Annotated in this window: 28 protein-coding genes and 1 pseudogene; 13 read left to right on the top strand and 16 right to left on the bottom strand. The window is 72.4% G+C overall.

Annotation, left to right across the window (positions count from 1 at the left end):
- Positions 1-4: 4 nt before the first annotated feature.
- From WCS02_RS01210 to WCS02_RS01185, 6 genes are all read right to left on the bottom strand, one after another.
- Positions 5-688 carry an SAF domain-containing protein gene (locus tag WCS02_RS01210; protein ID WP_340288508.1) on the bottom strand — a complete coding sequence of 228 codons (684 nt, stop codon included), beginning with the start codon at positions 686-688 and terminating at the stop codon, positions 5-7.
- 240 nt (positions 689-928) lie between these two features.
- Complete coding sequence (locus WCS02_RS01205) at positions 929-1,549, bottom strand: hypothetical protein (RefSeq protein WP_340288505.1); 621 nt, start codon at positions 1,547-1,549, stop codon at positions 929-931.
- A gap of 260 nt (positions 1,550-1,809) precedes the next feature.
- A complete protein-coding gene (locus WCS02_RS01200; protein WP_340288502.1) occupies positions 1,810-2,418 on the bottom strand; it encodes a hypothetical protein in 609 nt (202 codons plus the stop codon).
- A gap of 225 nt (positions 2,419-2,643) precedes the next feature.
- Positions 2,644-3,111 (bottom strand): helix-turn-helix transcriptional regulator, encoded by a 468-nt coding sequence (locus tag WCS02_RS01195; RefSeq protein ID WP_340288499.1) that lies wholly within the window; start codon positions 3,109-3,111, stop codon positions 2,644-2,646.
- Positions 3,112-3,138: 27 nt separating this feature from the next.
- Positions 3,139-4,215, bottom strand: a complete 1,077-nt coding sequence (locus tag WCS02_RS01190; protein WP_340288496.1) for a hypothetical protein — start codon at positions 4,213-4,215, stop codon at positions 3,139-3,141.
- A gap of 488 nt (positions 4,216-4,703) precedes the next feature.
- Entirely contained in the window at positions 4,704-5,183 is a 480-nt protein-coding gene (locus WCS02_RS01185) for a hypothetical protein (protein WP_340288493.1), read from the bottom strand.
- A gap of 252 nt (positions 5,184-5,435) precedes the next feature.
- Here WCS02_RS01185 and WCS02_RS01180 point away from each other — a divergent pair, with 252 nt between their 5' ends.
- Entirely contained in the window at positions 5,436-6,473 is a 1,038-nt protein-coding gene (locus tag WCS02_RS01180) for a hypothetical protein (RefSeq protein WP_340288490.1), read from the top strand.
- Here WCS02_RS01180 and WCS02_RS01175 read toward each other — a convergent pair.
- Positions 6,463-6,639: a hypothetical protein gene (locus WCS02_RS01175; RefSeq protein WP_340288658.1), complete on the bottom strand. Its 177-nt coding sequence runs from the start codon at positions 6,637-6,639 to the stop codon at positions 6,463-6,465. The genes WCS02_RS01180 and WCS02_RS01175 overlap by 11 nt on opposite strands.
- Here WCS02_RS01175 and WCS02_RS01170 point away from each other — a divergent pair.
- Positions 6,553-7,176 carry an arsenate reductase/protein-tyrosine-phosphatase family protein gene (locus WCS02_RS01170; protein WP_340288655.1) on the top strand — a complete coding sequence of 208 codons (624 nt, stop codon included), beginning with the start codon at positions 6,553-6,555 and terminating at the stop codon, positions 7,174-7,176. The two genes, WCS02_RS01175 and WCS02_RS01170, sit on opposite strands and share 87 nt — an antisense overlap.
- A 1-nt stretch (position 7,177) precedes the next feature.
- Positions 7,178-7,822, top strand: coding sequence for an arsenate reductase ArsC (locus WCS02_RS01165; protein WP_340288487.1), 645 nt, complete (start codon positions 7,178-7,180; stop codon positions 7,820-7,822).
- A gap of 89 nt (positions 7,823-7,911) precedes the next feature.
- Here the strand turns inward: WCS02_RS01165 and WCS02_RS01160 are convergent, their stop codons facing one another.
- The 5 genes from WCS02_RS01160 to WCS02_RS01140 form a co-directional block, all read right to left on the bottom strand.
- On the bottom strand, positions 7,912-8,250 hold the full coding sequence (locus WCS02_RS01160; RefSeq protein ID WP_340288485.1) for a YnfA family protein: 339 nt from the start codon (positions 8,248-8,250) through the stop codon (positions 7,912-7,914).
- Between the two features lie 56 nt (positions 8,251-8,306).
- A complete protein-coding gene (locus WCS02_RS01155; protein WP_340288482.1) occupies positions 8,307-9,245 on the bottom strand; it encodes a cation diffusion facilitator family transporter in 939 nt (312 codons plus the stop codon).
- Positions 9,242-10,036 carry a cation diffusion facilitator family transporter gene (locus tag WCS02_RS01150; RefSeq protein WP_340288480.1) on the bottom strand — a complete coding sequence of 265 codons (795 nt, stop codon included), beginning with the start codon at positions 10,034-10,036 and terminating at the stop codon, positions 9,242-9,244. The genes WCS02_RS01155 and WCS02_RS01150 overlap by 4 nt, the downstream gene beginning before the upstream one ends.
- 7 nt (positions 10,037-10,043) lie before the next feature.
- A complete protein-coding gene (locus WCS02_RS01145; RefSeq protein WP_376983899.1) occupies positions 10,044-10,418 on the bottom strand; it encodes an ArsR/SmtB family transcription factor in 375 nt (124 codons plus the stop codon).
- Positions 10,419-10,509: 91 nt separating this feature from the next.
- Positions 10,510-11,481, bottom strand: a complete 972-nt coding sequence (locus tag WCS02_RS01140) for a F510_1955 family glycosylhydrolase (RefSeq protein WP_340288478.1) — start codon at positions 11,479-11,481, stop codon at positions 10,510-10,512.
- A gap of 274 nt (positions 11,482-11,755) precedes the next feature.
- Between WCS02_RS01140 and WCS02_RS01135 the strand changes: the two genes are divergently transcribed.
- The 8 genes from WCS02_RS01135 (at position 11,756) to WCS02_RS01100 (ending at position 18,695) form a co-directional block, all read left to right on the top strand.
- Positions 11,756-12,448, top strand: a complete 693-nt coding sequence (locus WCS02_RS01135) for a DUF4396 domain-containing protein (protein ID WP_340288649.1) — start codon at positions 11,756-11,758, stop codon at positions 12,446-12,448.
- A gap of 161 nt (positions 12,449-12,609) precedes the next feature.
- Positions 12,610-12,873: a metal-sensitive transcriptional regulator gene (locus WCS02_RS01130; RefSeq protein WP_340288475.1), complete on the top strand. Its 264-nt coding sequence runs from the start codon at positions 12,610-12,612 to the stop codon at positions 12,871-12,873.
- Complete coding sequence (locus WCS02_RS01125) at positions 12,870-13,463, top strand: hypothetical protein (protein WP_340288472.1); 594 nt, start codon at positions 12,870-12,872, stop codon at positions 13,461-13,463. The genes WCS02_RS01130 and WCS02_RS01125 overlap by 4 nt, the downstream gene beginning before the upstream one ends.
- Positions 13,460-14,812, top strand: coding sequence for an alpha/beta fold hydrolase (locus WCS02_RS01120; RefSeq protein WP_340288469.1), 1,353 nt, complete (start codon positions 13,460-13,462; stop codon positions 14,810-14,812). The genes WCS02_RS01125 and WCS02_RS01120 overlap by 4 nt, the downstream gene beginning before the upstream one ends.
- 754 nt (positions 14,813-15,566) lie before the next feature.
- Positions 15,567-16,130, top strand: coding sequence for a DUF305 domain-containing protein (locus tag WCS02_RS01115; RefSeq protein ID WP_340288466.1), 564 nt, complete (start codon positions 15,567-15,569; stop codon positions 16,128-16,130).
- Entirely contained in the window at positions 16,127-17,011 is an 885-nt protein-coding gene (locus WCS02_RS01110; protein WP_340288463.1) for a F510_1955 family glycosylhydrolase, read from the top strand. The genes WCS02_RS01115 and WCS02_RS01110 overlap by 4 nt, the downstream gene beginning before the upstream one ends.
- Entirely contained in the window at positions 17,011-17,967 is a 957-nt protein-coding gene (gene lgt / locus WCS02_RS01105; protein WP_340288460.1) for a prolipoprotein diacylglyceryl transferase, read from the top strand. Before WCS02_RS01110 ends, lgt begins: the two co-directional genes overlap by 1 nt.
- Positions 17,964-18,695: a class E sortase gene (locus WCS02_RS01100; RefSeq protein WP_340288458.1), complete on the top strand. Its 732-nt coding sequence runs from the start codon at positions 17,964-17,966 to the stop codon at positions 18,693-18,695. The genes lgt and WCS02_RS01100 overlap by 4 nt, the downstream gene beginning before the upstream one ends.
- A gap of 9 nt (positions 18,696-18,704) precedes the next feature.
- Here WCS02_RS01100 and WCS02_RS01095 read toward each other — a convergent pair whose 3' ends face one another.
- Complete coding sequence (locus WCS02_RS01095) at positions 18,705-19,133, bottom strand: hypothetical protein (protein ID WP_340288455.1); 429 nt, start codon at positions 19,131-19,133, stop codon at positions 18,705-18,707.
- Positions 19,134-19,166: 33 nt separating this feature from the next.
- Positions 19,167-19,331, bottom strand: a pseudogene (locus WCS02_RS21130) (helix-turn-helix domain-containing protein); the annotation flags it as partial.
- 64 nt (positions 19,332-19,395) lie between these two features.
- On the opposite strand from WCS02_RS21130, the gene WCS02_RS01090 reads away from it, so the two are divergent.
- Entirely contained in the window at positions 19,396-20,475 is a 1,080-nt protein-coding gene (locus tag WCS02_RS01090) for a hypothetical protein (protein ID WP_340288452.1), read from the top strand.
- A gap of 77 nt (positions 20,476-20,552) precedes the next feature.
- The gene (locus tag WCS02_RS01085) at positions 20,553-20,879 is read left to right on the top strand and encodes a hypothetical protein (protein WP_340288450.1); all 327 of its coding nucleotides are present in this window, start codon (positions 20,553-20,555) and stop codon (positions 20,877-20,879) included.
- A gap of 27 nt (positions 20,880-20,906) precedes the next feature.
- Here the strand turns inward: WCS02_RS01085 and WCS02_RS01080 are convergent, their stop codons facing one another.
- Complete coding sequence (locus WCS02_RS01080; RefSeq protein WP_340288447.1) at positions 20,907-21,515, bottom strand: ferric reductase-like transmembrane domain-containing protein; 609 nt, start codon at positions 21,513-21,515, stop codon at positions 20,907-20,909.
- 346 nt (positions 21,516-21,861) lie between these two features.
- Positions 21,862-23,310, bottom strand: coding sequence for a peptidoglycan DD-metalloendopeptidase family protein (locus WCS02_RS01075; protein WP_340288444.1), 1,449 nt, complete (start codon positions 23,308-23,310; stop codon positions 21,862-21,864).
- Positions 23,311-23,383 lie beyond the last annotated feature (73 nt).

Genomic DNA, 23,383 nt, shown 5'->3' with positions numbered 1-23,383 from the left:
CCGCTCACCCCTGACCCTCGTCGGCGGCGCCGTCCGTCCCCGTGCCGGCCGTGCCGTCGCCGGTGCCGACGTCCGTGCTGTTGTTCGTGCTGTTGTTCGTGCTGTTGTTCGTGCTGTTGTTCGTGCTGTTGTTCGTGCTGGCGGCGGCAACCGGGAGCATGACCAGGGTGGTCCGGCCCGCAGCGGCCGCAGCGGCGACCGCCGGCGCGTCGTCGCGGTCCACGGCGACGGTGACCAACCAGGCGCCGGAGGGGTCGGCGGTTACCGACAGCACGAGTGCTTCACCTACCAGCACCGTGCCAATGGGGTCCTGGGCCGCCGCGTCGGCCGCGGCGGGGACCTGGACGATCTGCACCAGCCGATCCGGGGCGAGCTCGGTAGCAGGCAGCTGTCCAGCGCCGAGCGCGAGCCCGATGGCGACCTTGCCCTGCCCCGGCGGGGGCGCCAGGTCGAACATGTCGGTGTGCAGCAGAGCACCGGCAGGGATGCGGGTGGTCGCGCTCTGCCCGAGCAGGAGGCGGGCGTCCGACCCGGCGACGTTCCCGATGCCCTCCCCTGACATTTCCGCGGCGACCAGGTCCGCGGCGCTGATCACTGTTCCTACCGGGATGTCTCGAGCAGCGACCACCACCTGGGTGCGGTCGTCTCCCGCCAGGTACAGGGCGGCGCCGATGGCGGCACTGGCCACGATCAGCAGCACAGCCAACGCGGCCCGGCTGCCGCCCCGGGCCCCCCGGGGGGCCCGGGTCGTCGGTGACGGGCCGGACGGGCGGGAGCCGCTCGCCGCCGACGCCACCCGGGGACGGGCGTGGGGCGAGGACGAAGTCGCAGACGACATGGTCAACGGCCTTCCTTCGGGTCGAGGTCGGTGGACGAAGGGGCTGAGGACTGGTGTGGTGCAGGCGGGGTCGGTGCTGAAGGGTGAGGCTCAGTCCACGGCCGTGACGATGGCCTGCCGCTCGTAGACCGGCACCGCCTGGCTGGCCGTCATCGTGAAGGGGTCCAACGTGCCGCTGGTTCCGCCGGAACCGACCCAGCTCACCCGCCACACCACCTGGACCTCGGCCTGTTCGCCCGCGTCGGCCTGGCGGTAGGTGTGCGAGCACGACCCTCGCTCGTGGTCGTCCATCCCCCGGGCCCACGCAAAGCCGAGGCCGGCGCACTCGGACCGGTCTCCCTCGCTGGTCACCCACACCGACGTCACCGGCTGCGCGCTCACCTCTGCCCAGACCGGACCCACCGCCGTGCGCTGCGTCAGGGGCTCAGCGTTGGTTACCCACCACCAGGTCGGCAGGTTGACCAGTGCCGGGTTGCCGTTCAAGCCGTCGGGGTTGACCCCCACCGCAGGCGTCGGCAGCTGCAGGGAGTTCCGCGCCTCCTGGGCGAGCATCGCGGCGGTGACGGCTGGCACCCCCGCCGGCACGGCACCGTCACCGGCCGGCACCCAGAGCACAGCCCGCCCCCCGCCAGAGGCTGTACAGTCCCGGCTCACGTAGGACCCCTCGACCCGCTCCACGTTGTCGACGCCCCCGTCGTCCGGGGACCGCATGCCGGCAGCCAGAGCCTCTGCCGGGGTCACTCCCGTGTAGGTGCAGGCCCGCGCACCGCCGGACCCCGAACGCCCTGCCTGAACTGCCCCGCCGCCCCGCCCATTGGACGCCGGAGCACCGGGCGCCGTCACCACGGTCTCCACCGTGTCGCCATCAGTGCCACCTCGCCCTACCGGAGGGTCAGATGACGCCGCAGCCATCGGCAGCAGCACCAGGGCGGTGGTGAGTTCGACGGCACGAGTGATAGTCGATAGACGCATCAGCAGAACACCCCGGCGGGCTCGGGGTACGTGGTGCCGGCCACCTTCCAAGTGCCGTCCACCCGCTTGAGGGTCGACTCCACGGAGTCTTCAGCCATCCCGACGAGCAGCACCTCCCCCGTCTCGACGTCCCGCCGCACCGCCTCGCGCGTGTCCTGGCAGTCGTGGACCACCGCAATGTCCCCGTCGATGGACGCGACCCTGGGAGCCAGCAACGGCGAACCGACCGATTCCTCCCCCGCGAGGAAGTCCGCCTTGATCGCGCTGTTGGTCTGCTCGAACTGCGCGCCCGTGGCTACGGGGGCCAGGTAGTCCTGAGACCGCGGCGGGTCGGCCTGGGCTTGGTCGAGGGCAGCCCAGAAGGCGCGGTAGGCGTCGAGCACTGCCTGCTCCTCCGCCGACACCACGGCGGCGCTGGGCTGGACCGAAGCACTAGGGACAGCGCTGCTCGGGGCGGGGTCTGCACCCACGGTGGAGTCCGCGGTGCTTGAGGTGGCGGTGGGGTCTCCGAGATTCAGCCCGTCCCGTTCACCGCTCGTGCACGCTCCCAGGACCATCGCGACGCTCAGTGCTGCCGCGGCGGCCGTGCAGTTGACGATGCGCTTCATGGGACCCCCGCCCCGTGCGTCAGGAACGCTACGACTATAGCCACGAGTCGTCATGACTCGGAGCTCTTACTGCCCTCAAGGGCGCCAAATCCCGCTAGCGGTCGCTACCTGTCAAGGTGATCCAATCACACTAGCGTGATCAGATCAAGACATCAGGAGTCAGGCCCGTCCGGGTGGTCATCAGTCCGCAGGGCGGGGTACTGCCCGCCGGGCTCACGAGGCGGGTCACTTCCCGGTGGCCGTGTCCTGACCCGGGGACGCGTCCTGGGAGGGTGATGAAGGTGCAAGTGCCTGCTGGACGCGCTCGACCGGGACGTCGAGCGACTGCGCCAGGAGCCGGATGCCCTCGTGTCGTAGGGGCCTGGTGAAGCGGCCCGACTCCCAGCGCGCCAGCGTGGGTACGGACACGTGCACCTTGTCTGCGAGCTCTCGCGCGCTCAGGCCGGCCGCAACGCGTAGCTGCCGAAGGCCCATGACCTCGCTCGGCGCCAGCAGCTGTTCGGCCGGGACCTGCAGCACCTGCACGAGGCGCTGGACGAGGTGGGCTCGCGGGACGACGGCGCCCCGCTCCCAGCTGGCGATCCGCTCCCCGCCGGCGACCTCGATGCGACGAGCCAGCTCGTGCTGGGTGAGGCCGGCCGCTAGACGTGCCGCGCGCAGCGCACCGGGACGCAGGCCCGGGGTGCTGTCCACCAGCCGACCATAGGGCCGCCCGGCTTCTCATCGGGCCCAGGCCGCGCTCGGTAGCGGCAGCACCATCTGCACGACCCGCTGTTCGTGGCGGCGGGAGGCCGCCTGCCGCTCCGAGGCAGCCATGGCGGCGGGGCCTGCGTGCGACCGCTCGAGCACCGACGCGGCGGACATGGCCGTTCCCGCAGCGGTGACGGTGTCGTCCGCAGCCTTCACCAGGTCTGCCCGGACCAGTGCAGACAGGGCGACCGGCCGGTTGCTCTGGACGTCGCGGGGGTCGACGGGGCTGGCCAGCGGCTCCGACCCGGGTCTCTTTGAGCCTGCGGTGCCGTCGTCCAGGGTCCGGTGTATGGCGAGCACCGCACGTGCCGGCGCGAGCAACTTCGGGTCGCGGGCGGCGTCACCGACCACGTTCGCGAGATCCGCGGCCGCCGCGAGGCCTTCCTGCAGGGAGTGGGCGACGTCGCGGACATCGACTCGCTCGGCGATGGTCTGGGGGTCGGCGACGGTCGTCCTGTCGTGGGTGATCTCCAGAACCGCCGCCCGCAGCTCCCCCACCGCGGTGAGGAAGTCCTGGTCGACGCGTCGCGTGGTGGGAGCGGTCAGCGCCTGCCAGCGATCCGCCAGCCCTGACCACGCGATCACGGTCGCCTCCGCCGAGGCCCCGACGCGCCGCACGTCGCTCTCGACTAGCTGGCCCGCGGCCAGCCCGGCCCGGACCACCACTCCGACCGCGTTGGCCAGGTCGACCTGGGCGGTTGAGATCACCGCGAGTGTCGCCGGGGTCGGCGAATACGCGGCGGCACGGTGGGCGTGGATGTCCCAGCGCACCAACGCCTCCTGCAACCGGCCCTCTCGAGGCGGTCCGTCGACGTGCTCGCCCGCGCTGGCCCGCGCCAACCGTGGCCCGGCGTGCGTGGTCAGCCGCTCGAACACCTCGAGCCGGGCCAGCGCCTCCTGCCCGCGCGGGAGCGCACGCTTCACCCGCTCGTTCCGGGAACGGTGGTTGCGCACCCACTCGTCGTCGACGTGCCGGCGCACTGCCACACCGATCGCGTGAGCGCTGACGTTGAGCACATGCAGCACGCGGACCCGCGTCGCCTCCACGTCGGCCCGGACCTCCGGGCTGAGTGCGTGGACGGACTGCCGCGGGCGGTGGTAGCGCTCGATCAGGTCGGCTGCCCGCGTGAAGGTCTCCGCCATGTGCAGCAGCCGGACGTCGAGTGGCCCCTCTCCGGGCCACCCGGCTCTGACCTGGCTGCGGTGCATCGTCTGCGCGAGGGTGTCCAGGCGCGTCATCACCGTGTGGTCACGCTGACCGGACGCAGTCCACTCCGGGGCTGGGAGTGCCCGCCACAGGTCTCCGGCGGACTGCACCGTCTCCCCCCAGGTCCGCAGCAGCGCCGGCGCGTCATCACCGGTGACGTCGTGAAGCATCGACCGTGACAGCCGGTCAGCCGAGCGCACCAGCTCCCCCACGCTCCGCCGGTCGCTGGCCCATGCCTCGGGCACCCGATCGGCATCCCGAGACCCACTAGGCGCCGACCCGGCACCCCGGGGTCTGTCGCTGCTCCCATGGCTGACGCTGCCATCCTTCACGGCGTCCAGTCCCGGATCAGATCGATTAGGGACACCACCAGATCCGAGTAGCCGGGCTCGAAGTCCTCGGGCTCGTGCACCCGAGTGAGCTCCTCGGCTGCGCACAAAAGCCCGAGGGGCTCCCCGGCGGGCGCCTGTAGTCCCTCTACCTCCGGCGGCAGAACGTCATCGCCACAGCCCTCGGGGAGCAGGTTCGCCGCCCTGCTCGCGATCAGCACCATCCCCAGCACGAAGGACGTATCACCACCGCCCGGCCGGCTCTTCTCAGCGGCGATCGCGGAATCGACCAGCATGATGATGTGGACGAGGCAGACCACCACCGGCGAGTCGTGACCCGGGCGCTGCCGGGCGGGCCCCTCCAGCGAGCCGGGGGCCCTCTCCGTCTCCGCGACGCGCAGGTAGTCGCCCACGTCGGCGCGGGCGCGCAGGGCCAGGAGGTCGTGATGGTCCACGGCCTTGTCTCCGGGTGCGTTCATGACTGCTCCTCCCCGCCCCGGTCACGGGCGGCGCCTGGGTGTGGTGGTCAGGGCGAGCAACGCAGACCCGCATCACAAGGGATCAGCCCGCCGCCTCCCGCTGTGGACCGGGCAGGACCGCTGGAGGCTGTGGACGACGCTGCCGACGCCCACAAGGAACAGACCGTCGCCCGGCGGTCAGCCGGGTAGGCCGTTTCAGCCGGCACCGCGGACCCCGCCTCACGTCCCCGCAGCCACCAGGCGTGGTCGCTGATGGCCGACGTCGGCTCCATCGCCCAGGGCCTCGCGCACCTCGACGAGGACCTCGCCCGCGCCGCGACCCGGATGAGCGTCGACGTCCAGGCCCAGCTCGGAATCACCCCCGGCGTGCTGTCCGACCGCTACGCCGCCGCCACCACCGCCGGGCTCCGGGCAGCAGGAGAACGCACCCGCGAGCTCGCCGCCCGCGGTCCCCTGCCCGACGTCGCCCCGCTGCGCCAGCCGTTCACCCGACCCGCCGCGGTCAAGGCCCCCGTGCACGTCCCCCTCGCCCAGGACGCCACCGTGGAGCTGCTCGACCGGGCCCACACCATCAGCCCCCGCGACCTCACCCAGCTCGCCCGCACCCAGGCCCGCCTCGTCGAGCACGTCGCCCGCCTCACCGGCGACACCGACGACACCGGCATCGCCGGCGCCTCCCGCGCGCAGCTCGCGCAGCTGCAGGCCGTGGTGCCCCGTCAGCTGCAGACCATCGAACCGACCAGCGACCAGCGACCGCTGCAGCAGGCACAGCTCCTGCTCACCTACGTCGCCGCCATGAGCCCCGAGCACCCCGACGCGCCCCGGGTCGCCGCCGCGATCGCCCGCAGCCAGCCCGCCGTCGTCGACGCCCTCCATCGCGCCGCCCGCCACCAGCTCGCCACCGCCGGCTGGCTCGTCACCAACCCCAACGAACGCGCCACCAGCACCCTCTGGGTACGTCAGCCGCCTCAGTCGGAGTGGCAGCCCGACCTGATGCACCGCCTCGTCCGAGCACGCACCACCGCCCACCAGCTCGCCCACGCCGCGGGGCCCAACCCGTTCCCCAACAGCGAGGCAGCCATCGCCTTGGCCACCGCACGACAAGGCCTCGCACCCCGCGACACCATCCGCGCGCCCGCGTTCTCACGAACCACGGAACGCCCGACCTCGACCTCACGGGGGCCGTGCGCGCCAGCACAGACCTGGAGCGGTAGAAGGCGGATTGGCGGGGTCTGTGCCGTCGAGCCGAACTATTGCTCCATCAGACTTGACTCAATGTTCACTGACTGATTGCCTGGCTCTCGTGACAGTGCAGGCAACTCGGCGTGCAGAGCTTCATGCCGCTCTCGGGGACGTCGTCCGGGTCGAGATCGTCGACGCTCTGGGCGTCGGGGACCTGTCCCCCGGTGAGCTGTCTGGTCGCCTCGGCATGGCTTCGAACCTGCTCGCTCATCACCTCAAGGTCCTGCAGGCCGCTGGCGTCGTCCGACGGTCGCGCTCCGAGGGGGATCGACGGCGCACGTACGTCGCCCTCGAGCTGGGTGATCCCGCTGTTCTCGAGGTGGTGGGGAGCCGGCCGATGATGCCGGGGGCGCCCCGGGTCGTGTTCGTCTGCACCCACAACTCCGCGCGTTCGCACCTTGCCCGGGCAGCGTTCGAGCGCGCCAGCGGCATACCCGCCGCCTCGGCCGGCACCGCCCCGGCCTCGTCCGTCCACCCGGGAGCGGTGGACTCCGCAGGGCGCCACGGCCTTGACCTATCCGGGCACCCCACCGCCCACGTGGCCGACGTCCTTCGCCCCGACGACCTCGTCGTGGCGGTGTGCGACAACGCCTACGAGACCTCGCTCGGTTTGGACCGTACGGCGGTCCACTGGTCCGTGCCGGATCCCGTGCGCACCGGGACCGATGCCGCCTTCGACGCGGCCCTCGCCCAGATCCTCGTCCGCGCCGACCGGCTCGGGCACGCCCTCACCGACACGCAGGAGTCCTGAGATGACCGACACCCAGCTCGACACCTCGCAACGCCTCTCCCTCCGCATCGCTGCGAGCAACCTCACGAAGGAGTTCGCAGGCACGTTCAACGAGAAGACCGTCGACCGGTTCCTCGTCACCAGCTACGACCAGTTCGCCGGCCGCGCCACCATCACCCGGTTCCTCCCGCTCATGGCCGAGCGGTTCGCGCGGCAGCGACTGCGCGCGCTGGCCAAGGTCGAGGGCCACCACGACGACGGCCTGCCCACCGTGCTGTTCCTCTGCGTCCACAACGCCGGCCGCTCCCAGATGGCCATGGGCTTCTTCCAGCACCTCGCCGGGGACCGCGCCGTCGCCTGGTCCGGCGGGTCCGAGCCCGGCGAGCGTGTGAACGCCGCCGCCGTCGCGGCCATGGCCGAGCGCGGCATCGACATCTCCGCCGAGTTCCCCAAGCCCTGGACCGACGAGACCGTCCGCGCCGCCGACGTCGTCATCAGCATGGGCTGCGGCGACGCCTGCCCCATCTTCCCCGGCAAGCGGTACGAGGAATGGGTCCTCGAGGACCCCGCGGGCAAGAGCGTCGACGCGGTCCGGCCCGTGCGCGACGAGATCGAGCGCCGGGTACGGGCACTGCTGGACGAGCTCGCTGTGCCTGCCAGGACATAGTCCCTCCGGCCGCGGCCCGGCGGGTAGCAGCCGTCACGTCGACACCGTCGCGTCAAGACCGTCGCGCCACGGCGTCGGGTCCACGTGGGTCAGGCGGGGCGTGGGCTGTACATGATGACCGCCACGCCGACGAGGCACACCAGTGCGCCCGTCACGTCGTACCTGTCGGGACGGAACCCGTCGACGACCATCCCCCAGGCGAGGGAGCCGGCGACGAAGACGCCGCCGTACGCGGCCAGGATGCGCCCGAAGTTGGCGTCCGGCTGCAGGGTGGCCACGAAGCCGTACAGCCCCAGCGCGATCACGCCGGCCCCGACCCAGACCCACCCACGGTGCTCACGGACCCCCTGCCACACCAACCAGGCGCCGCCGATCTCCGCGAGGGCGGCGAGGGCGAAGAGGACGAGGGACCGCACCACGTCGTTCATGCCGGCAAGCCTGGCACCATCTCGCTCCAGGGCCAGGGACGGGCGGCGCCGACCCGTCAGCGGTGGTGGGCCGGCTCGTGCTCGCGGTGCCCGACGGGCTCGAGCTGGAAGGTGCAGTGGTCGACGTCGAAGTGCCCGGTGAGGCAGGCGCCGAGCTGGTCGAGAACCTCACCGGAACGCCCACGGGCCAGGCAGTCGTCGTCGACGACGACGTGGGCGGACAGGACCGGGACTCCGCTGGTGATGGTCCAGGCGTGCAGGTCGTGGACGTCTTCCACGCCGGGGACCTCAAGGATGTGGGCACGGACCTCGTCCATGTCCACGCCCCTTGGGGTCGCCTCGAGCAGGACGTCGAGGACGTCGCGCAGCAGCGACCACGCCCGCGGCAGGATCATCAGGCCGATGACGACGGAGGCGATGACGTCGGCGCGGGCGTACCCCGTGAGGACGATGACGACGCCGGCGACGATGACCGCGAGGGAGCCGAGCAGGTCCCCCAGGACCTCCAGGTAGGCACCGCGGACGTTGAGGCTCTCCGCCTGACCACCCCGCAGGAGCAGCAGGGACGCCCCGTTGGCGACCGCGCCCACCACCGCGGCGGCGAGCATGATGCCGGTGGACACCTCCGGCGGGTCCTCCCACCGGCCGGCGGCCTGGACGAGCACCCAGACCGCGATGCCGGCCAGGAGCAGGGCGTTGGCGAGGGCGGCGAGGATCTCCGCGCGCTGCCAGCCGTAGCTGCGGGCGTCCGTGGGGGGCCGCATCGCGATGTGGCTGGCGAGCAGGGCGATCCCGACCCCGGCGGCGTCGGTCAGCATGTGCCCGGCGTCCGCGAGCAGCGCCAGCGACCCGGACAGCAGCCCGCCGACGACCTGCACACCCACCACGGACAGCGTGATGCCGAGGACCAGCAGCATCCGGCGCCGGTGCCGGGCCGACGCCGGGCCGGCGGCGGCCGACGGTAGGCCGTGGCTGTGGGAGTGCGCGCCGCTCACCGTCGCGCTCCGCCGGCCTCGGCCCCAGCGGTTCCCCGGGCGACCGTGTCCTGCGTGGCGCCGGGGCTCACGCAGCACGCCGAGGTGCACCCGGGCGAGCAGCCGGTGGAACATCCGTCCTCGCTGTCCACTCCGGCGCGGCTGCCTGCCGAGGGCGGCGGGGCGCAGCAGTTGTCCCCGCGCCAGGCCTCCAGGCCCTCCTTGACCGCGACGGCGGCGATGACGAGGCCGACGACCGGGTCGGCCCATGACCAGCCGAGCGTGGCGTTGAGAACCAGCCCGAGCAGCAGCACCGCGGACAGGTAGGTGCACAGCAAGGTCTGCGTCCCGTCGGCGACCACGGACCCGGAACCGAGCTGGCGGCCGGTGCGCCGCTGCGCCCAGGACAGGAACGGCATCACGAGCAACGAGGCGACTGCCAGTCCGATACCGACCGGCGACGTCCCGACATCGGCCTGGCCGACGAGGGCGCGCACCGACTCGACGCTGACGTAGGCGGCGAGGCCGAAGAACGACAGCGCGATCAGGCGTAGTGCCTGCCGTTCCCGGGCCTGGGGGACCTTGTGCCGGAACTGCCACAGGATCACCAGGCCGGAGAACACCTCGACGATCGAGTCCATCCCGAACCCGATGAGCGCGATCGAGCTCGCCGCCACGCCCGCGGAGATGGCGACGACGGCCTCGACGACGTTGTACGTCACCGACGCCCCGGCGATCAGCTGTGCGCGACGTCCCAGCACCGAGCGGCGCTGCGCCGTCAGCGTCCGGGGGACGACCTTGGCGCCGCTCACGTGCCGCTCACGTGTCGGCTCCCGGGCCGTACGTCGGGCACAGCAAGACGGCGTCCCCGGTCGCGGCGAGGACCTTCTCCGCGGCGGCGAACAGGTCCATGAGCTCGACCTGAGCGAGGGAGTACAACGAGGCCCGTCCCACCGCCCGCGATGTCACGAGGCCGCAGCCGCGCAGGCAGGCCAGATGCCCGGACACCGTGGACTGGGCCAACCCCAGGTGCTCGGTCAGCTCCACCACGCGATGCTCGCCGAGCGACAGATGGCGCAGGATCGCCAGCCGCGCAGGGTCTCCCAGGCCCCGGAACAGGCTGGCTGCGGTCTCGAGGGCAGCTGCCTCGGCCACCTCGACGTCGAGCGGCCCCGCGGCAGTTTTCATCGGCATCGGACGATGATAGCGGTCTCACCGCTGTCGGTCGACGTCGTCCTGACCCGGCCGGACCGGCTCGACCAGGTCTCACCGCAGTCGCCCGGCGTCAGCTCGGGGCGAGCGGCGCGAACGTCTGCGCTGCGTCTGAGGACTCCAGCACGGTGTCGGCGGTGACGACGAGGACCCCGAGTCGACCGTCGGCCGTGGTGTGGGCGCCGACCGCCTGAGGCGCGCTTTCGGTCTCGGCGCGGGTGGACCAGGTAGCGCCGGCGTCCTCGCTGACCGCGACCGAGCCCGTCGGGGTGACACCGACCACCGTCTGCTCATCGGCCCAGTCCACGACCTGCAGCAGGGGTGCGGTATCGATGGCCTCCCACGTCTGCCCGCCGTCGGTGGAGCGGCGCGGCCCCGACCGGCTGGTGATGAGGATCTGGGTGCCGTCGGGGGACACGGCGACGGCGTAGGGGTCGACCGGTGGGTCAAGGATCTCCCAGGTCTGGTCGTCCGTGCTCTGGCGCAGGGCTCCGTCGAAGCCGAGCACGCCGTCGCCGGTCGCGGCCAGTGTGTGGAAGTCGGACTCCCCGCCGCGGGAACGGACGGCCCAGGTGTCGCCGCCGTCGACGGACTCGATGAGTCCCACGGGCTGCGGGAGGTCGACGCCCGGGCCGGGATGGCCAGAGGCGTAGAAGCGGTCGGGCCCGGCCACGGTGAAGCCCATCAGGTCGATGACAGGACCGACCCGCACGGGCCCGCCGGCGTCGTAGCGGAACAGCCCGTCATGGCTGGCCAGGTACACCCGACCATCGGCCGGGTTGAGCGCGACGCCGTGCACGTGGGTGCTCGGCAGGCCGACAGCGGTGTAGCCGTCCCCCGCCCCCGCCCCCGCCTCCGTCGCGGGGGACGGCATGGCCGACATCCCGTCGTGCTCGTCCCCCGCGACCTGAGCTGGAGCGGTGGCATTCACCGCCACCCCGCCCGCCTCCACGTCGCCGGTAGCGCAGGCACCGAGCAGCGGCACCGTCAGCAGCAGCGCAAGGCCGCCGCGGATGGGTGTGCGGTGGCGGGCCAACATGTTCATCAGTCCCTCTCGTTCCTAGTCGACGCCGCGATCCACGCGGAGGCGGTCCCGGCGCCACGGACCTGAGCCCAGCCCCGACGAACGGCGACGGGGTGCCGGTCACGGTCTCAGCACAAGTCTGGGGTAGTGCTCCCGCCGGTGCGGAACGGGGTGCTCCCGCCTCGAGGCCACCGGAACCCTCGACCCCCCGTCGACCGTCAGGTACTCCCCTGGTGTACCTTCAACACTCCGGGGGAGTACCCGGCCCTTCAGCTCAGGAGCATCCACCGTGGACATGGACATGCAGATCCTGCCCTCATGGGTCACCCCAGTGGCGATCGTCTTCGTCGTGCTGTCGGTGCTCTGCGCCGCTGCGGTCGCCTACGACATCTACGGCAGGGGTCACCGCCAGCCCGTCCGGATCATGGAGGCGGTCTGGGTGCTGAGCGCGCTCTGGCTGGGACCGTTCGTGCTGCCCCTGTACGCCGTGACCGGACGCCGCCGCAGCACCCGCTGGCAGGCCGCCCACCCGGGTGCTCACGCGGCCGGCCTCCCGCTGGCCGCCGCGGCCGGCGGCCTCGCCGGTGGTGCCGCGTCGCTGGTCGGGCACGTCATCGGCGTACCCCTGGTCCTCGCGACGGGGCTCAGCCTGTTCGGCGTCGACATGTTCGCGATGATCGCCGTGATCGCGGTCCTGGCGGTCCTGATGCTTCTGGCGTTCGAGTTCGCGGTGCGCGGGCACCTGGCCCGTGAGGCCTCCGCCGGTGCCGGTCTGGGCACCGCCCTCCTGGTGGCCGTGGTCACGGTCGTGGCGTTCGACCTCGGCATGGGCGGCTGGATGCTCCTGCTGCACTTTGGCGGCTACATGCCCCCCGTGACCAGCGTCAGCTTCCTGTTCCTCATGCAGGTCGGCATCGTCCTTGGCTTCATCACCGGCTACCCCGCCGTCGCCCTGCTCCTGCGCCGCGGCACCAAGGTCGCGACGTGACGCGGTCGGCCGGTGACCCCGGGCCGGTGCACCCGGCAACCGGAGGCGCGAGCCCGGACCTGGCGGGAAACGTCATGGCGGACCCGGCCAGGAACGGTGACGCCCCGCGCGACACCGAGACAACGGCGGCCGGGGTCTCCTGCGAGTCGGACAGCCGACCGATGATGAGCGAGCAGGTCCGGGCCGACGTGCTGCTGCGGCTCCGGAAGGTGAGCGGCCAGGTCGCGGGCATCACGCGGATGGTCGAGGACGACCGGTACTGCGTCGACGTGCTCCAGCAGCTGTCCGCCGTCACCTCGGCCGTGGAGGCGGTCAGCAAGGTCGTGGTCCGCAACTACCTCGAGCGGTGCGTGACGGACGCCATCAACGGCGGCGACCCGCTGATCTACGACGAGCTCATGCGCGTGGTCTTCAAGCACCGATGAGGTCTTCGCGACTGCACTCCACCGGCCAGGACGTGGTGGACGACGACTGGGGCCGGGTCCCGGGGCTTCGGCCGCCGCTGCCACGGTGGGCCCCGGCCGCGTGGTTCCTGTCACTCGCCCTCGTCCTCACCGTCGTCGTCGTCCTGCTGGTCCGCCCACCCGGACCGCTGGACCAGCCCGACCCCGCCAACCAGCGCAACCGGCTCCTGCTGGCCGGGCCGTCCGTGGCCCCGGAGGTGGCAGGCGTCGACTTCGGGGGCCGGCCCGTGGTGCTGCTGTTCGACCGCGACCTACCTGACGGCGCCGACCTGGAGCGGTGGGTCGAGCAGGTGCCCGCCGGCGCCGAGGTGCGCCTCGTCGTCCCCGGCCCCGTGGACCCGGAGGCCGCCGCCGTCCTGGGACCCCCGGTCGTCGTCGACCCCGAGGCGCGCCTCGCGGCCGCGGTCGACCTGCCCACGCCGGTCGACGGCGGACCCGGCGTCGGCTACGCCGTGGTCGACAGCAACCAGCAGGTGCGGTACTTCACGCTCGATCCGGTCTACCTGGAGAACGCGTTCGAGATCGCCACGATCGTCGGGGCGGTCCCGTGAGCACCGCCGCGCCAACGGCGAGCACCGCGCCGACCGTCCGGAGAGGCTGGCCGCGCGCCTACCGGCCGCTCCGTCCGCTCACCCTGCTCGTCCAGCTCGGGGTGCTCGTCGTGGCCGAGGTCGGGCTGTACGCCTCCTACGCCGCGCACGACGCCCGGTTCCACTGGGCCACCCACTTCCTCGTCGCGCTCCTGCTCACCGCCGTGTGGCAGGCGGTGCACCTGCTCGTCGCCGCCCGCCCCGCCCGCGGGCAGCTGCTCACCATCGTGGTGTTCCACCTGTGGGCGATGTGGCCGGACCTCGCCTTCCGAGCGGGCCTGCCGCACTACCGGTGGATGGACTGGCTCGCCCTCGGCCACATCCAGGTGCACTACATGCCCGGCGGGGACAGGTCGTGGCTCGTCCTCGCCCTGCTCGCCGTCGCCGGGTACGTGCTCCTGCTGTCACGCTGGGTCGAGGCCCGCCGCAGCGAGGCCGCCACCGGGATGCCGCCGGCCCTGGGCATCGGCGGACGCGCCGTCATCCGACCCCAGCTCGACCCCCGCGGCCGGCCGCTGGCGCACGAGCACCTGATGGCGGCCGAGACCGCCGACGGCCAGTCGTCGGCAGAGCCCATGCTGCTGGTCCCCGGGCTCGGTGGGACCTCCTCGACGTGGCTGGCCGCGGGCCGGCTGCTCGCGGCGGCCGGGCACCCGGTCCTGGCACCCGACCTGCTCGGCTTCGGCGCCTCGATGCGCCTGGGCACCCGGTTCCGCCTCGACGACCAGGCCGACGCCGTCCTGCGGCTGATGGACCACCACGACATCGACCAGGTCCACCTGGTTGGGCACAGCTGGGGCTGCGTCGTCGCCGCTGCCGTCGCCGCCCGGGCCCCCGGCCGGGTCAGCCGGCTCACCCTGGTCGCACCCGCCGCCTTCGCCGACCCGGCAGAGGCACGGGCGAGGATGGCCCGGGAGTCCTTCCTGGCCCGGACGGCCTTCGCCGGCGAGGACCTCGGCGGGCTCGTATGCAACGCCATGTGCATCTCACGACCCCTGCTGTCCCGGATCATGCCCAGGCTCAAGCCACGCGTCCCCGTGGACGTCGTCCGGGGCGGGGTGCAGCACTCCTACCCCGCCTACCGCGACGCCCTGACCAGCATGTGGCAGGACAACCCCCTCCCCGCCTTGCTCCGAGCCCCCACCCACCCGGTGACCGTCGTGCTCGCCGACAGCGACGAGACCGTCCACCCCAACGACGTCCTTCGGCTGCCAGTCAGCGACGAGGTCGATGCCGTCCGGGTCGAGGGGACCCACGGGCTGCCCTACGAGCAGCCCGACATGGTCGCACGCCTCATCCTCACCGGATGACGTGGCCAACACCCGTTGCCCACGTGGAGAACCGCAGGGGTCGATCGCGTACGTCCTCTGCGGCCCCGTATCCTGGAGCCATGCAGGCCAGGGGGGTGCTCCGCGCAGGGGCCGCACCCCAGTCGCGCCGGCTGGCGGTCCTGTTGCTGGTCGGCCTCGGATTCCTCACGATGCACGGGTTCGTGGCGTCTGCCGGACCTGCGACGGCTGCTGCCAGCAGCCTCCCGGCTGTCGCTGCCGCCTCGCATGACGGCGATCGGACGTCGTCCCTCGTCGAGTCGACGGGCGAGGTAGCGGGCGGCCACGGCACGGTGCTCTCCGCGGGCCCGACCGCCGGCGCCGGAGCCCCACCGGAGGCCGGCGACGGGACCGGTCACGAGCCGGCAGACCACTCCGACCTGATGGCCGGGTGCGTTCTCGCGCTCGTCGGGGTCGCCGGCCTCGCCCTGGCGGTCGCAGCGCTACGACGTCGCGGTCTCCTGGGCGTGGACGGCCTGATGCGTCGTGTCCAGGTGGTCGCGGAATCCTTCGCGACCGCACCCATCCTGACGTCCTCCCCCCACCGCCTGTGCGTGATGCGGGTGTAGGAGCGGCGCTCCGGCGACCGTCCACACACCCACACACACAGGAGAACTGACCCATGACACCGTCGCGCCGTCGCGCGGCCGCCCTCGGGGCTGCCGCCGCACTTTCCCTCGTCCTCACAGCTTGCGCGGACGACACCACCACTTCGGCCCCCGAGGCCGAGCAAGCAATGACCGAGAGCTCGGACTCCGGCTCGGACCCCGCCCCGACCTCGTCCGAGGAGGTGGAGGGGTCGTTCAACGACGCGGACGTCTCCTTCGCCCAGGGGATGCTCCCCCACCACCGTCAGGCCGTCGAGATGGCGGAGATGGTGCAGGGCCGGACCGACACACCGGAGGTCCTCCAGCTCGCGGAGGAGATCGCCGCAGCCCAGGGCCCGGAGATCCAGACCATGACCGCGTTCCTCGAGGCGTGGGGAGCCGAGGTGCCCGAGGAGGGCATAAACATGGGCTCCGAGATGGAAGGGATGGACCACGGCGGCATGGAGGGCATGGAGGGCATGGCCGGGATGATGTCCACGGAGGACATGGCCGCGATGGAGTCCGCCACCGGTGAGACCTTCGACCGGATGTTCCTCGAGGGCATGGTCGTCCACCACGAGGGCGCGGTCGAGATGGCCCAGAAGGAGCTCGACTCCGGGGAGAACCCGTCGGCCCTCGCCCTTGCGCAGGAGATCGTCGACGCCCAAAAGTCGGAGATCTCGCGCATGCAGGACCTGCTCGGCGCGGCATGAGCAGGGCCCACGGCCCGACCCGCGCCCTCACGCGGGTGGGCGCGCGGGCCGGTTCCGTGGGCGTGCTCGTCGTCCTGCTCGTCGGATGCGCCGGCGAGCAGGACGACGGCGCTGCGTCGATGTCCGACCCGGGGATGGGTCATGTCCACGGGGTGGGTGTCGACCCCGCGGGCGGGGACGTCCTCGCCGCCACACACACCGGGCTCTTCGCCCTGCGCGACGGGTGGGCTCCCCGACGCGTCGCGGACCGGTGGCAGGACACGATGGCGTTCACCGTCGACGGCGACCGCCTCCTCGGCAGCGGCCACCCGGACATGCGGGACGACCTGCCCGTCCACCTCGGCCTGATCCAGAGCACGGACTCCGGAGAAACCTGGGACGCAATCTCGCTGCAAGGCGAGGCGGACCTGCACGCGCTGTCCGTGAACGGGCAGCGGGTCGCCGCATGGGACAGCGTGGGAGCGGCCCTGCTCCTCAGCGACGACGGCGGGCGGACCTGGACGACCGGCGCCTCCCTGCCGTCCCCGGCCGCCGACCTCCTCCTGCAGGAGGACGGCAGTCTGCTCATCACCACCGCAGGAGGCCTGCTCCACAGCACGGACGGACAAGCGGTCCAGCCGTTCGAGCCGCCACCGCCGACCACGCTGGCGCAGGTGGAGCAGACGCCGTCGTCCGTCCTGGTCGGCGTCGACACCGACGGGGCGGTGTGGACCCTGGACGGGACCTGGACCTCGGCCGGGTCCTTGCCCGGACCACCGACGGCGTTCGCCGGGGTAGGCGACGGCACGCTGGTCGCCGCCACCGAGCAGGAGGTCCTCCGCTCCCCCGACGCAGGCGCCACCTGGCAGACGGTCGCCGCAGTCGGGGCAGGGGGCAGCTGATGCCCACGTCGCTGATGCTGGAGCTGGCCGCCTCGCCGGGCATCCCGAGCCCATCCCAGGGGACCTGGTACGTCGGGATCGTGCCCATCCGGGCGTACGCCCTGTTCATCCTCGCCGGCATCTTCGTCGGCGGATGGCTGGCCGACCGGCGATGGATCGCCCGGGGTGGCCGCCCTGGCACCGTGGTCGACGTCCTGACCTGGGCGGTCCCGTCGGGCATCGTGGGCGCGCGGGTCTTCCATGTCCTCACCCACCTGCAGGACTACACCAGCCCCGAGGACCCCCTCGAGTTCCTGAGGATCTGGGAGGGCGGGCTCGCCATCTTCGGCGGACTGATCGGCGGCGCGCTCGGCGCCTGGTACGCCTGCCGCCGACGCGGCATCCCCTTGCCCGCCTTCGCCGACGCCCTGGCCCCCGGTATCGCCGTCGGGCAGGCGTTCGGGCGGTGGGGCAACTACTTCAACCAGGAGATCTACGGCACGCCGACCACCCTGCCGTGGGGGCTGCGCATCGACCCCGAGAACCGGCCAGCGGCCTACCCGGACGCCGAGACCTTCCACCCCACGTTCCTGTACGAGTCGCTGTGGAGCCTCACTACCGCAGCCGTGGTCATCTGGGCTGACCGCCGCTACCGGCTCGGGCACGGCCGGGCGTTCGCCCTGTACCTGGCGATGTACGGCACCGCCCGGGCGCTGTTGGAGCTGCTCCGCACCGACGAGGCCAACCTGGTGCTGGGCCTACGGGTCAACCAGCTCGTCGCCCTCCTCCTCGTGGTCGCCGCCGCGGTGTACGTCATGGTGAGTGCCCGCCTGCGGCCGGGACGGGAGCGGGAAGTCGAACCGCCGGACGTCGACGACCCCTCCGTATCCACGCCGACGGATGGGGCCGACGGGGCCCCCGCACCGGGCACTAGAGGGCGTGCCGAGGCGGTCCCCGCGGATCCGGACGACCCGTGAGGGCTGCCCAGCTGGTCGTACGGACCGTCGGCGAGCTGATGATCACCAGCGGCGGGCTCGTCCTACTGTTCCTCGTCTGGCAGCTGGTCTGGACCGACGTCGTCGCGGACCGCTCCCAGGCCCGTACCACCGACGCGCTGGTCGAGCAGTGGGACGCAGACGCCCAGGCCGCCCCTCTCGAGCCCCTCGGTGACGACCCGACCCTCGTCGCTCCGGGGGACGAGGCGTCGACCCCACTCGCGGAACCGGTCCTTGCGGCGCTGCCGTCCGCAGCCCTCGCCGTCCTCCATGTGCCCGAGTTCGGCAATGACTACGCGGTCCCGGTCCTCGAGGGGACGACGGCGGAGGTGCTGAAGGAGGGGATCGGGAGGTACACCGGCAGCGCCGATGCCGGGGAGGTCGGGAATTTCGCCCTGGCCGGGCACCGGACGACCTACGGCGCCCCGTTCAACCCGATCGCCGAGCTCGACCTCGGGGACCCGGTCGTCGTGGAGACGGCGGACGCCTACTACGTGTACACGGTCGTCGACACGCTCATCGTCGACCCCAACGAGGTGTCCGTCATCGCCCCGGTGCCTGGCCGTCCAGGCGAGACGCCCACAGAGGCGTACCTCACCATGACCAGCTGCCACCCCATGTACAGCGCCCGCCAGCGCTACATCGTCCATGCCGTCCTGGAGAGCACGAGCGCGCGGGCCGAGGGACCGCCAGCGGCGCTGACGCCCTGAGGCCTGGGGTCACCTCGGCAGCAGACCTCCGACCACCAGGGCCATCACACCGTCCCGCGCACGCTCGGGGGGCCACCGCTGGGAGTGCCGGAGCTGCACATAGCCCCAGCCCGCCGTGTTGAACAGCACCGTCGCCGCCTCCACCGGGTCGTCCTGCACGGCGAGGGTCCCGTCCGCTGCCCCGTCGGCGAGCAGCCTGACGAACGGGGCGACGAAGACCGCAGCCGTCGGCAAGGCCCCGGTGTCATCGGCGGCGTCGTGGAAGACACCGTCGTCGCCGTCGAATAGACCGGCGAGCAGCGGCAGGTGCCGGTCGGCGACCTGGAACAGGGCGGCCAGAGCCCTCTCCAGACGCTCACGCCCGGGCGCGGTGCTGGCCAGCACGGGGAACAGGACCACCCGCAGCTCCGCCGCAGCCCGACCGCTCAGTCCCGCCACGACCTCACGAACGGTGACACCGCGACGGTGCAAGGTCATCCGGGAGGACCCCGCCGCCCGCGCGAGCCGCTCCAACGTCAGACCGGCGAAGCCGTGCTCCTGGATCACAGCAGCAGCAGCGTCGAGGAGCTCCTCAGGCAGCTGGGGGCCGATCGGGGTCTGTCGACCACCGTCGCTCCGGGTGTCTTGACGTCCCATACCCCGCAGCCTAGCGTTCTGTTACATGAATGTATCAGTTGAGGGACACCCGAGTAACACCGCGGTGTCGGCGGTTGTCGGGCTGTCCGGTGGGGCCGGCTCTCTGCTGGCCCTGCTCGGGGTGTACCTCGACGACGCCTGGCACACCGACGTGGGGCGGGACGGGTTCTTCTCCCCTCCCCACCTCCTCCTCTACGCCGGCGTGCTCGTCACCTCCCTCAGCGTCCTGGTCTGGGTGGTGCGGTCCTGGCGCCAGGCAGGGGGTGGTGCCGCCGGCGCGGCCGACGTGCTCCGGTCGCCGGCGATCTGGCTGGCTGGCGTGGGAGGCGTCACCACCGTCCTGAGCGCCCCGCTGGACGACGCGTGGCACCGGCTGTTCGGCCGCGACGCCGTGCTGTGGTCGCCGCCGCACCTGGCCGCGGTCGCTGGGACGTGCGCCCTGGCCGTCGGGCTGCTCGCAGGCCTGCAGACCACCCGGGGTCGGGGGGCCGGTGCAGCGCGTGTCCTCGCTGCGGCAGCGGTCGTCGGAAGTCTGCAGGTGCCCGTCCTGGAGTACGACTCCGACGTCCCCCAGTTCTCCCCCACGTGGTACCTGCCGGTGGCCGCGATCGGGGTGTGCCTGGCGCTGGTGATCGTGGAGGACCTGTTCCCGGGCGGGCGCGCGCTGGTGCAGGTCGCTGTCGTGTACACCGTCGTCCGTGTCCTCGTCGTGGCGGTGCTCGCGGCTCTGGGCTCCTCGCTGACCATCGTGGCGCCGGTCGGGCTCGCCCTCGGGCTGGCGGTCCTGCTGCGAGGGACCCGCCGGGTGTGGCGTCTGCTCCTGGTCGGCGCCGCGGTCCCCCTGCTCTGGTGGCCGGCTCTGGTCGTCCAGGAACCCGTCGGCACCTCGGTGGCGATCACGACGCTCCCCTGGCGGTGGCCCTGTCCGCCGCAGGGGCCCTGGCGGTCGCCGTGCTGCACGGCGACATCCGTGGCGTCCCCCGCCGCGCGGAGGCGTCGGCTGGTGGTGTGGTCGTGCTGCTGCTACTCACGCTCCCCGTCGCCACCCCAGAGGCGGCCGCGCATGACCCAGGACAAGGGCCGGTGGTCCGGGACGTGCGGATCGAGGCGGCCCGCACGGGTTTGTCGGGCTCGCTCGAGGTGACGACGGCGTCGGCGTGCCCGGACGCAGGACGCACGCGGATCCTGGCCCGGCGAGCGGGGCTCGAGCGGAGCGACGCGATGAGGGCCGAGGCCCTGCCGACGGGTTGCCTGCTGACCGGATCGGTCGGGGACCTCTCCCCGGGCCGGTGGTTCCTCTACGCCGAGATCACTGCACCCGACGGGGTGGTGCAGGAGGTGTGGCTGCCGACCCCCGGTGACGGAGAGCGGGCCGCAGCGGACCGACAGCTGTACGAGGTCTCGCAGCAGCGCACACCCCCATGGCGCCCGGTGGCCGAGGTGGGCACGCTCGGGGCGGCCGCGGCGATCCTGGTCGCGTGCCTGCAGCTGTCCCGACGGGCGTCGCGACGCACGGGTCAGCCGGCAGGGCAGCGGTCAGAGGGCTGACCGGTCACGACGCAGCGGGTGGGTACTTCATGCTCGGGCGCCGGCGCGGCCGTGCCGGCGCTTGGCGACGGTCTGCCAGAACGTGCCCCACTGCAGCAGCAGCAGCCCGGCCGCCAGCGCCAGCAGCGGGGTGCCGAACCAGTTCGGCGGCGGTACGGCACGGTGGAATGACTCCGTGTAGTGCACGAACAGGAAGTACCCCGAGTGCAGGATGGCGAGATAGAAGGCGACGTTCGCGCCACCGTGCACCCACTTCCACGCCTGCGGGCCCAGGAAGTCGACGGCGCGATCAGACGAGGTCGCCAACAGGACGACCATCCAGATGACCGCAACCAGGCCGACGAGGTTGGCCAGGCCGAACCCCGGCTCCATCCGTGCCTCCCGACCCAGCTGCGGGACGAACTCGTAACCGAGGAAGCGCCGGACGCTCCACCGCGCCCACCCGTCGATGATGAGAACCGAGTGGACGACCGCCATCACGGCCGCCCAGATCCCTACCTGACGACGCCACGGCAGGAGCAGCACCCCGCGTGGGTGCAGCCGCGACACAGGCCCGATCGCCAACGACAGCAGCAAGAGCACGATGGCGGCGTCACCGAACGCCCGCCAGAGGCGCATGTCGGCCGACCACTCCATACGGGTGAACCAGAACAAGGCAAGCAAGGCCCCGGCGCCCATCGCGACCGCGACATGCCGGCGACCGGTACCCGACGACACGGGCGCGCTGGGGGTTGATCTCCCCGTCGCTACCATCCGAACTTGGCCCTCACGATGCCCTCCTCGGGGTCCATCTCGACCGCACTCGCTCCCGGCCTTGTCGCCCGACTCGCGGACCCGAACCTGGTTGTCGGAACCGTAGCAACGGTGACGACTCTCCATGGGCCGACCGGTCATGACGCGGCTGAGGTGCACCGGCAGACAGCACGATCCCCGGGCGATCTGGATCCCGTGTCCCCGCAGGGTCACGCCGGCCGCCGGGCGGTCAGAGGTAGCGCATCGGGTCGACCGGCGTGCCTGCCAGCCGGGTCTCGAGGTGCAGGTGGCACCCTGTCGAGCTCCCCGTGGTGCCGATGTACCCGATGACCTGCCCGCGGCTCACGGTCTGCCCGGCACTCACGGCCAGCCTGCTCTGGTGGGCGTAGGCAGTGGCCAACGAGCTGCCGCCCACGTTGCCGTGGGCGATGACGACGAGGTTGCCGAAGCCGCCGCCCCAGCCGGCGGTGACGACCGTCCCGTCCGCAGCGGCCGTGATGGGCGTACCGCACGGCGCCGCGAAGTCCGTGCCGGCGTGCAGTTTCCGATAGCCCAGGATCGGGTGGATCCGGTACCCGAACTGCGAGGAGATGCGAGCACCGACAACGGGTCGTGACAGGAACCCGCTGCCCGACGGGGCCTGGGGCGCAGGCGGGGCCTGGGGGGTCCGAGGCGTGACGGGAGGCGGGGGCGCTGGGGCGGGTCGGTTGTCGCGTTCCGCCTGCTCGCGCTGTCGTTGGATCTCGACCTGTCGTTGCCGCTCCAGCTCCGCGACCCGTTGCCGCTCCAGCTCGGCTAGCCGCTGGCGTTCCAGCTCCAGCTGGCGTTGGCGCTCGAGCTCGGCGAGCCGTTCGGCTTCGGCGATCGCGGCCAGCTGCTCGACGAGCTTCTGCTCCTCGACCTCGAGGGCCGCAATCTCTGCTTCCTCGGCGGCCTTGGCGGCTTCGAACGTGGCGACAGCCTGGTCTTCTTGGGCGACCAGCGTCTCCAGCGCGTCCTGCGCGTCGCGGGCTGCCGCCTCAGCGGCCTCAGTGGCCACGACCTGCTCAGCGGCCAGACGCTTCAGGTCCTCGACGCGGGCGCGCTCGGCCTCCAGCCGGGCCTCGGCGTTGCGGATGTCGACCTGCTGCACCCGCAACCGCGACAGGGCCTGGTTCTGGCTACGACGGGCCACGGCGGCGAAGGCAACCATGTCGGCGTACTCGCCGGCGCTGTCAGCGTCGACGAGGATCGTCAGCGGCGTGAACCCTGAGCCCTGGTACACCTCGCGCGCGACACCGGCCACGACCTTCTCGGTCTCATCGGCCGCACCGGTGCGCTCCTGCAGCTGCAGACCGGCGGCCGTGACCGCGGCCTCGGCCAGGGACAGCTCCACTGTCAGCTCAGCATCCCGCTGCCGGGCGGCAGTCACATCGGCCGCCGCCTTCTCGACCGCAGCCCGGGCCCCGGGCAGGCGCGCCTGCAGCCCGGCCAGCCGCTCGGAGGCCGCAGACAGCTCGGCACCTACCTCATCGAGCTCCTGACGGGACGAGTCCAGCCCCTCACGCACCTCGCCCTGACGCTGCTCGACGCCCTCGCGGTCCTCCGGTGTCGTCGACGCAGCAGCCGGTGTGCCCAGAACAACGGCCATCGCGAGCAACACCGCGCAGCAAGATCGCCCCCTGACGTGGTTGCGCACCGCGGACTCCTGCCGGCTCGGCCCCTACCTGCGGACAAAGGCTCAATCTCAGGTCGAGGGTAACAGGCGTACG

This window comes from Aquipuribacter hungaricus (assembly GCF_037860755.1).
GTDB classification, from domain to species: Bacteria; Actinomycetota; Actinomycetes; order Actinomycetales; family JBBAYJ01; genus Aquipuribacter; species Aquipuribacter hungaricus.
The sequence above is the reverse complement of the archived record's forward strand: the minus strand, read 5'-3'. Positions and strand labels throughout refer to the sequence as shown.

Excerpts from the sequence above, each read along its gene's own strand:
- WCS02_RS01085 (WP_340288450.1), top strand. The coding sequence starts at position 20,553 with ATGAGGGCCGAGGCCCTGCCGACGGGTTGCCTGCTGACCGGATCGGTC.
- WCS02_RS01180 (WP_340288490.1), top strand. The coding sequence starts at position 5,436 with ATGGCCGACGTCGGCTCCATCGCCCAGGGCCTCGCGCACCTCGACGAG.
- WCS02_RS01110 (WP_340288463.1), top strand. The coding sequence starts at position 16,127 with ATGAGCAGGGCCCACGGCCCGACCCGCGCCCTCACGCGGGTGGGCGCG.
- WCS02_RS01080 (WP_340288447.1), bottom strand. The coding sequence starts at position 21,515 with ATGGAGTGGTCGGCCGACATGCGCCTCTGGCGGGCGTTCGGTGACGCC.
- lgt (WP_340288460.1), top strand. The coding sequence starts at position 17,011 with ATGCCCACGTCGCTGATGCTGGAGCTGGCCGCCTCGCCGGGCATCCCG.
- WCS02_RS01140 (WP_340288478.1), bottom strand. The coding sequence starts at position 11,481 with ATGAACATGTTGGCCCGCCACCGCACACCCATCCGCGGCGGCCTTGCG.
- WCS02_RS01135 (WP_340288649.1), top strand. The coding sequence starts at position 11,756 with ATGGACATGCAGATCCTGCCCTCATGGGTCACCCCAGTGGCGATCGTC.
- WCS02_RS01200 (WP_340288502.1), bottom strand. The coding sequence starts at position 2,418 with ATGAAGCGCATCGTCAACTGCACGGCCGCCGCGGCAGCACTGAGCGTC.
- WCS02_RS01205 (WP_340288505.1), bottom strand. The coding sequence starts at position 1,549 with ATGCGGTCCCCGGACGACGGGGGCGTCGACAACGTGGAGCGGGTCGAG.
- WCS02_RS01125 (WP_340288472.1), top strand. The coding sequence starts at position 12,870 with ATGAGGTCTTCGCGACTGCACTCCACCGGCCAGGACGTGGTGGACGAC.
- WCS02_RS01185 (WP_340288493.1), bottom strand. The coding sequence starts at position 5,183 with ATGAACGCACCCGGAGACAAGGCCGTGGACCATCACGACCTCCTGGCC.
- WCS02_RS01160 (WP_340288485.1), bottom strand. The coding sequence starts at position 8,250 with ATGAACGACGTGGTGCGGTCCCTCGTCCTCTTCGCCCTCGCCGCCCTC.
- WCS02_RS01145 (WP_376983899.1), bottom strand. The coding sequence starts at position 10,418 with ATGCCGATGAAAACTGCCGCGGGGCCGCTCGACGTCGAGGTGGCCGAG.
- WCS02_RS01130 (WP_340288475.1), top strand. The coding sequence starts at position 12,610 with ATGATGAGCGAGCAGGTCCGGGCCGACGTGCTGCTGCGGCTCCGGAAG.
- WCS02_RS01115 (WP_340288466.1), top strand. The coding sequence starts at position 15,567 with ATGACCGAGAGCTCGGACTCCGGCTCGGACCCCGCCCCGACCTCGTCC.
- WCS02_RS01165 (WP_340288487.1), top strand. The coding sequence starts at position 7,178 with ATGACCGACACCCAGCTCGACACCTCGCAACGCCTCTCCCTCCGCATC.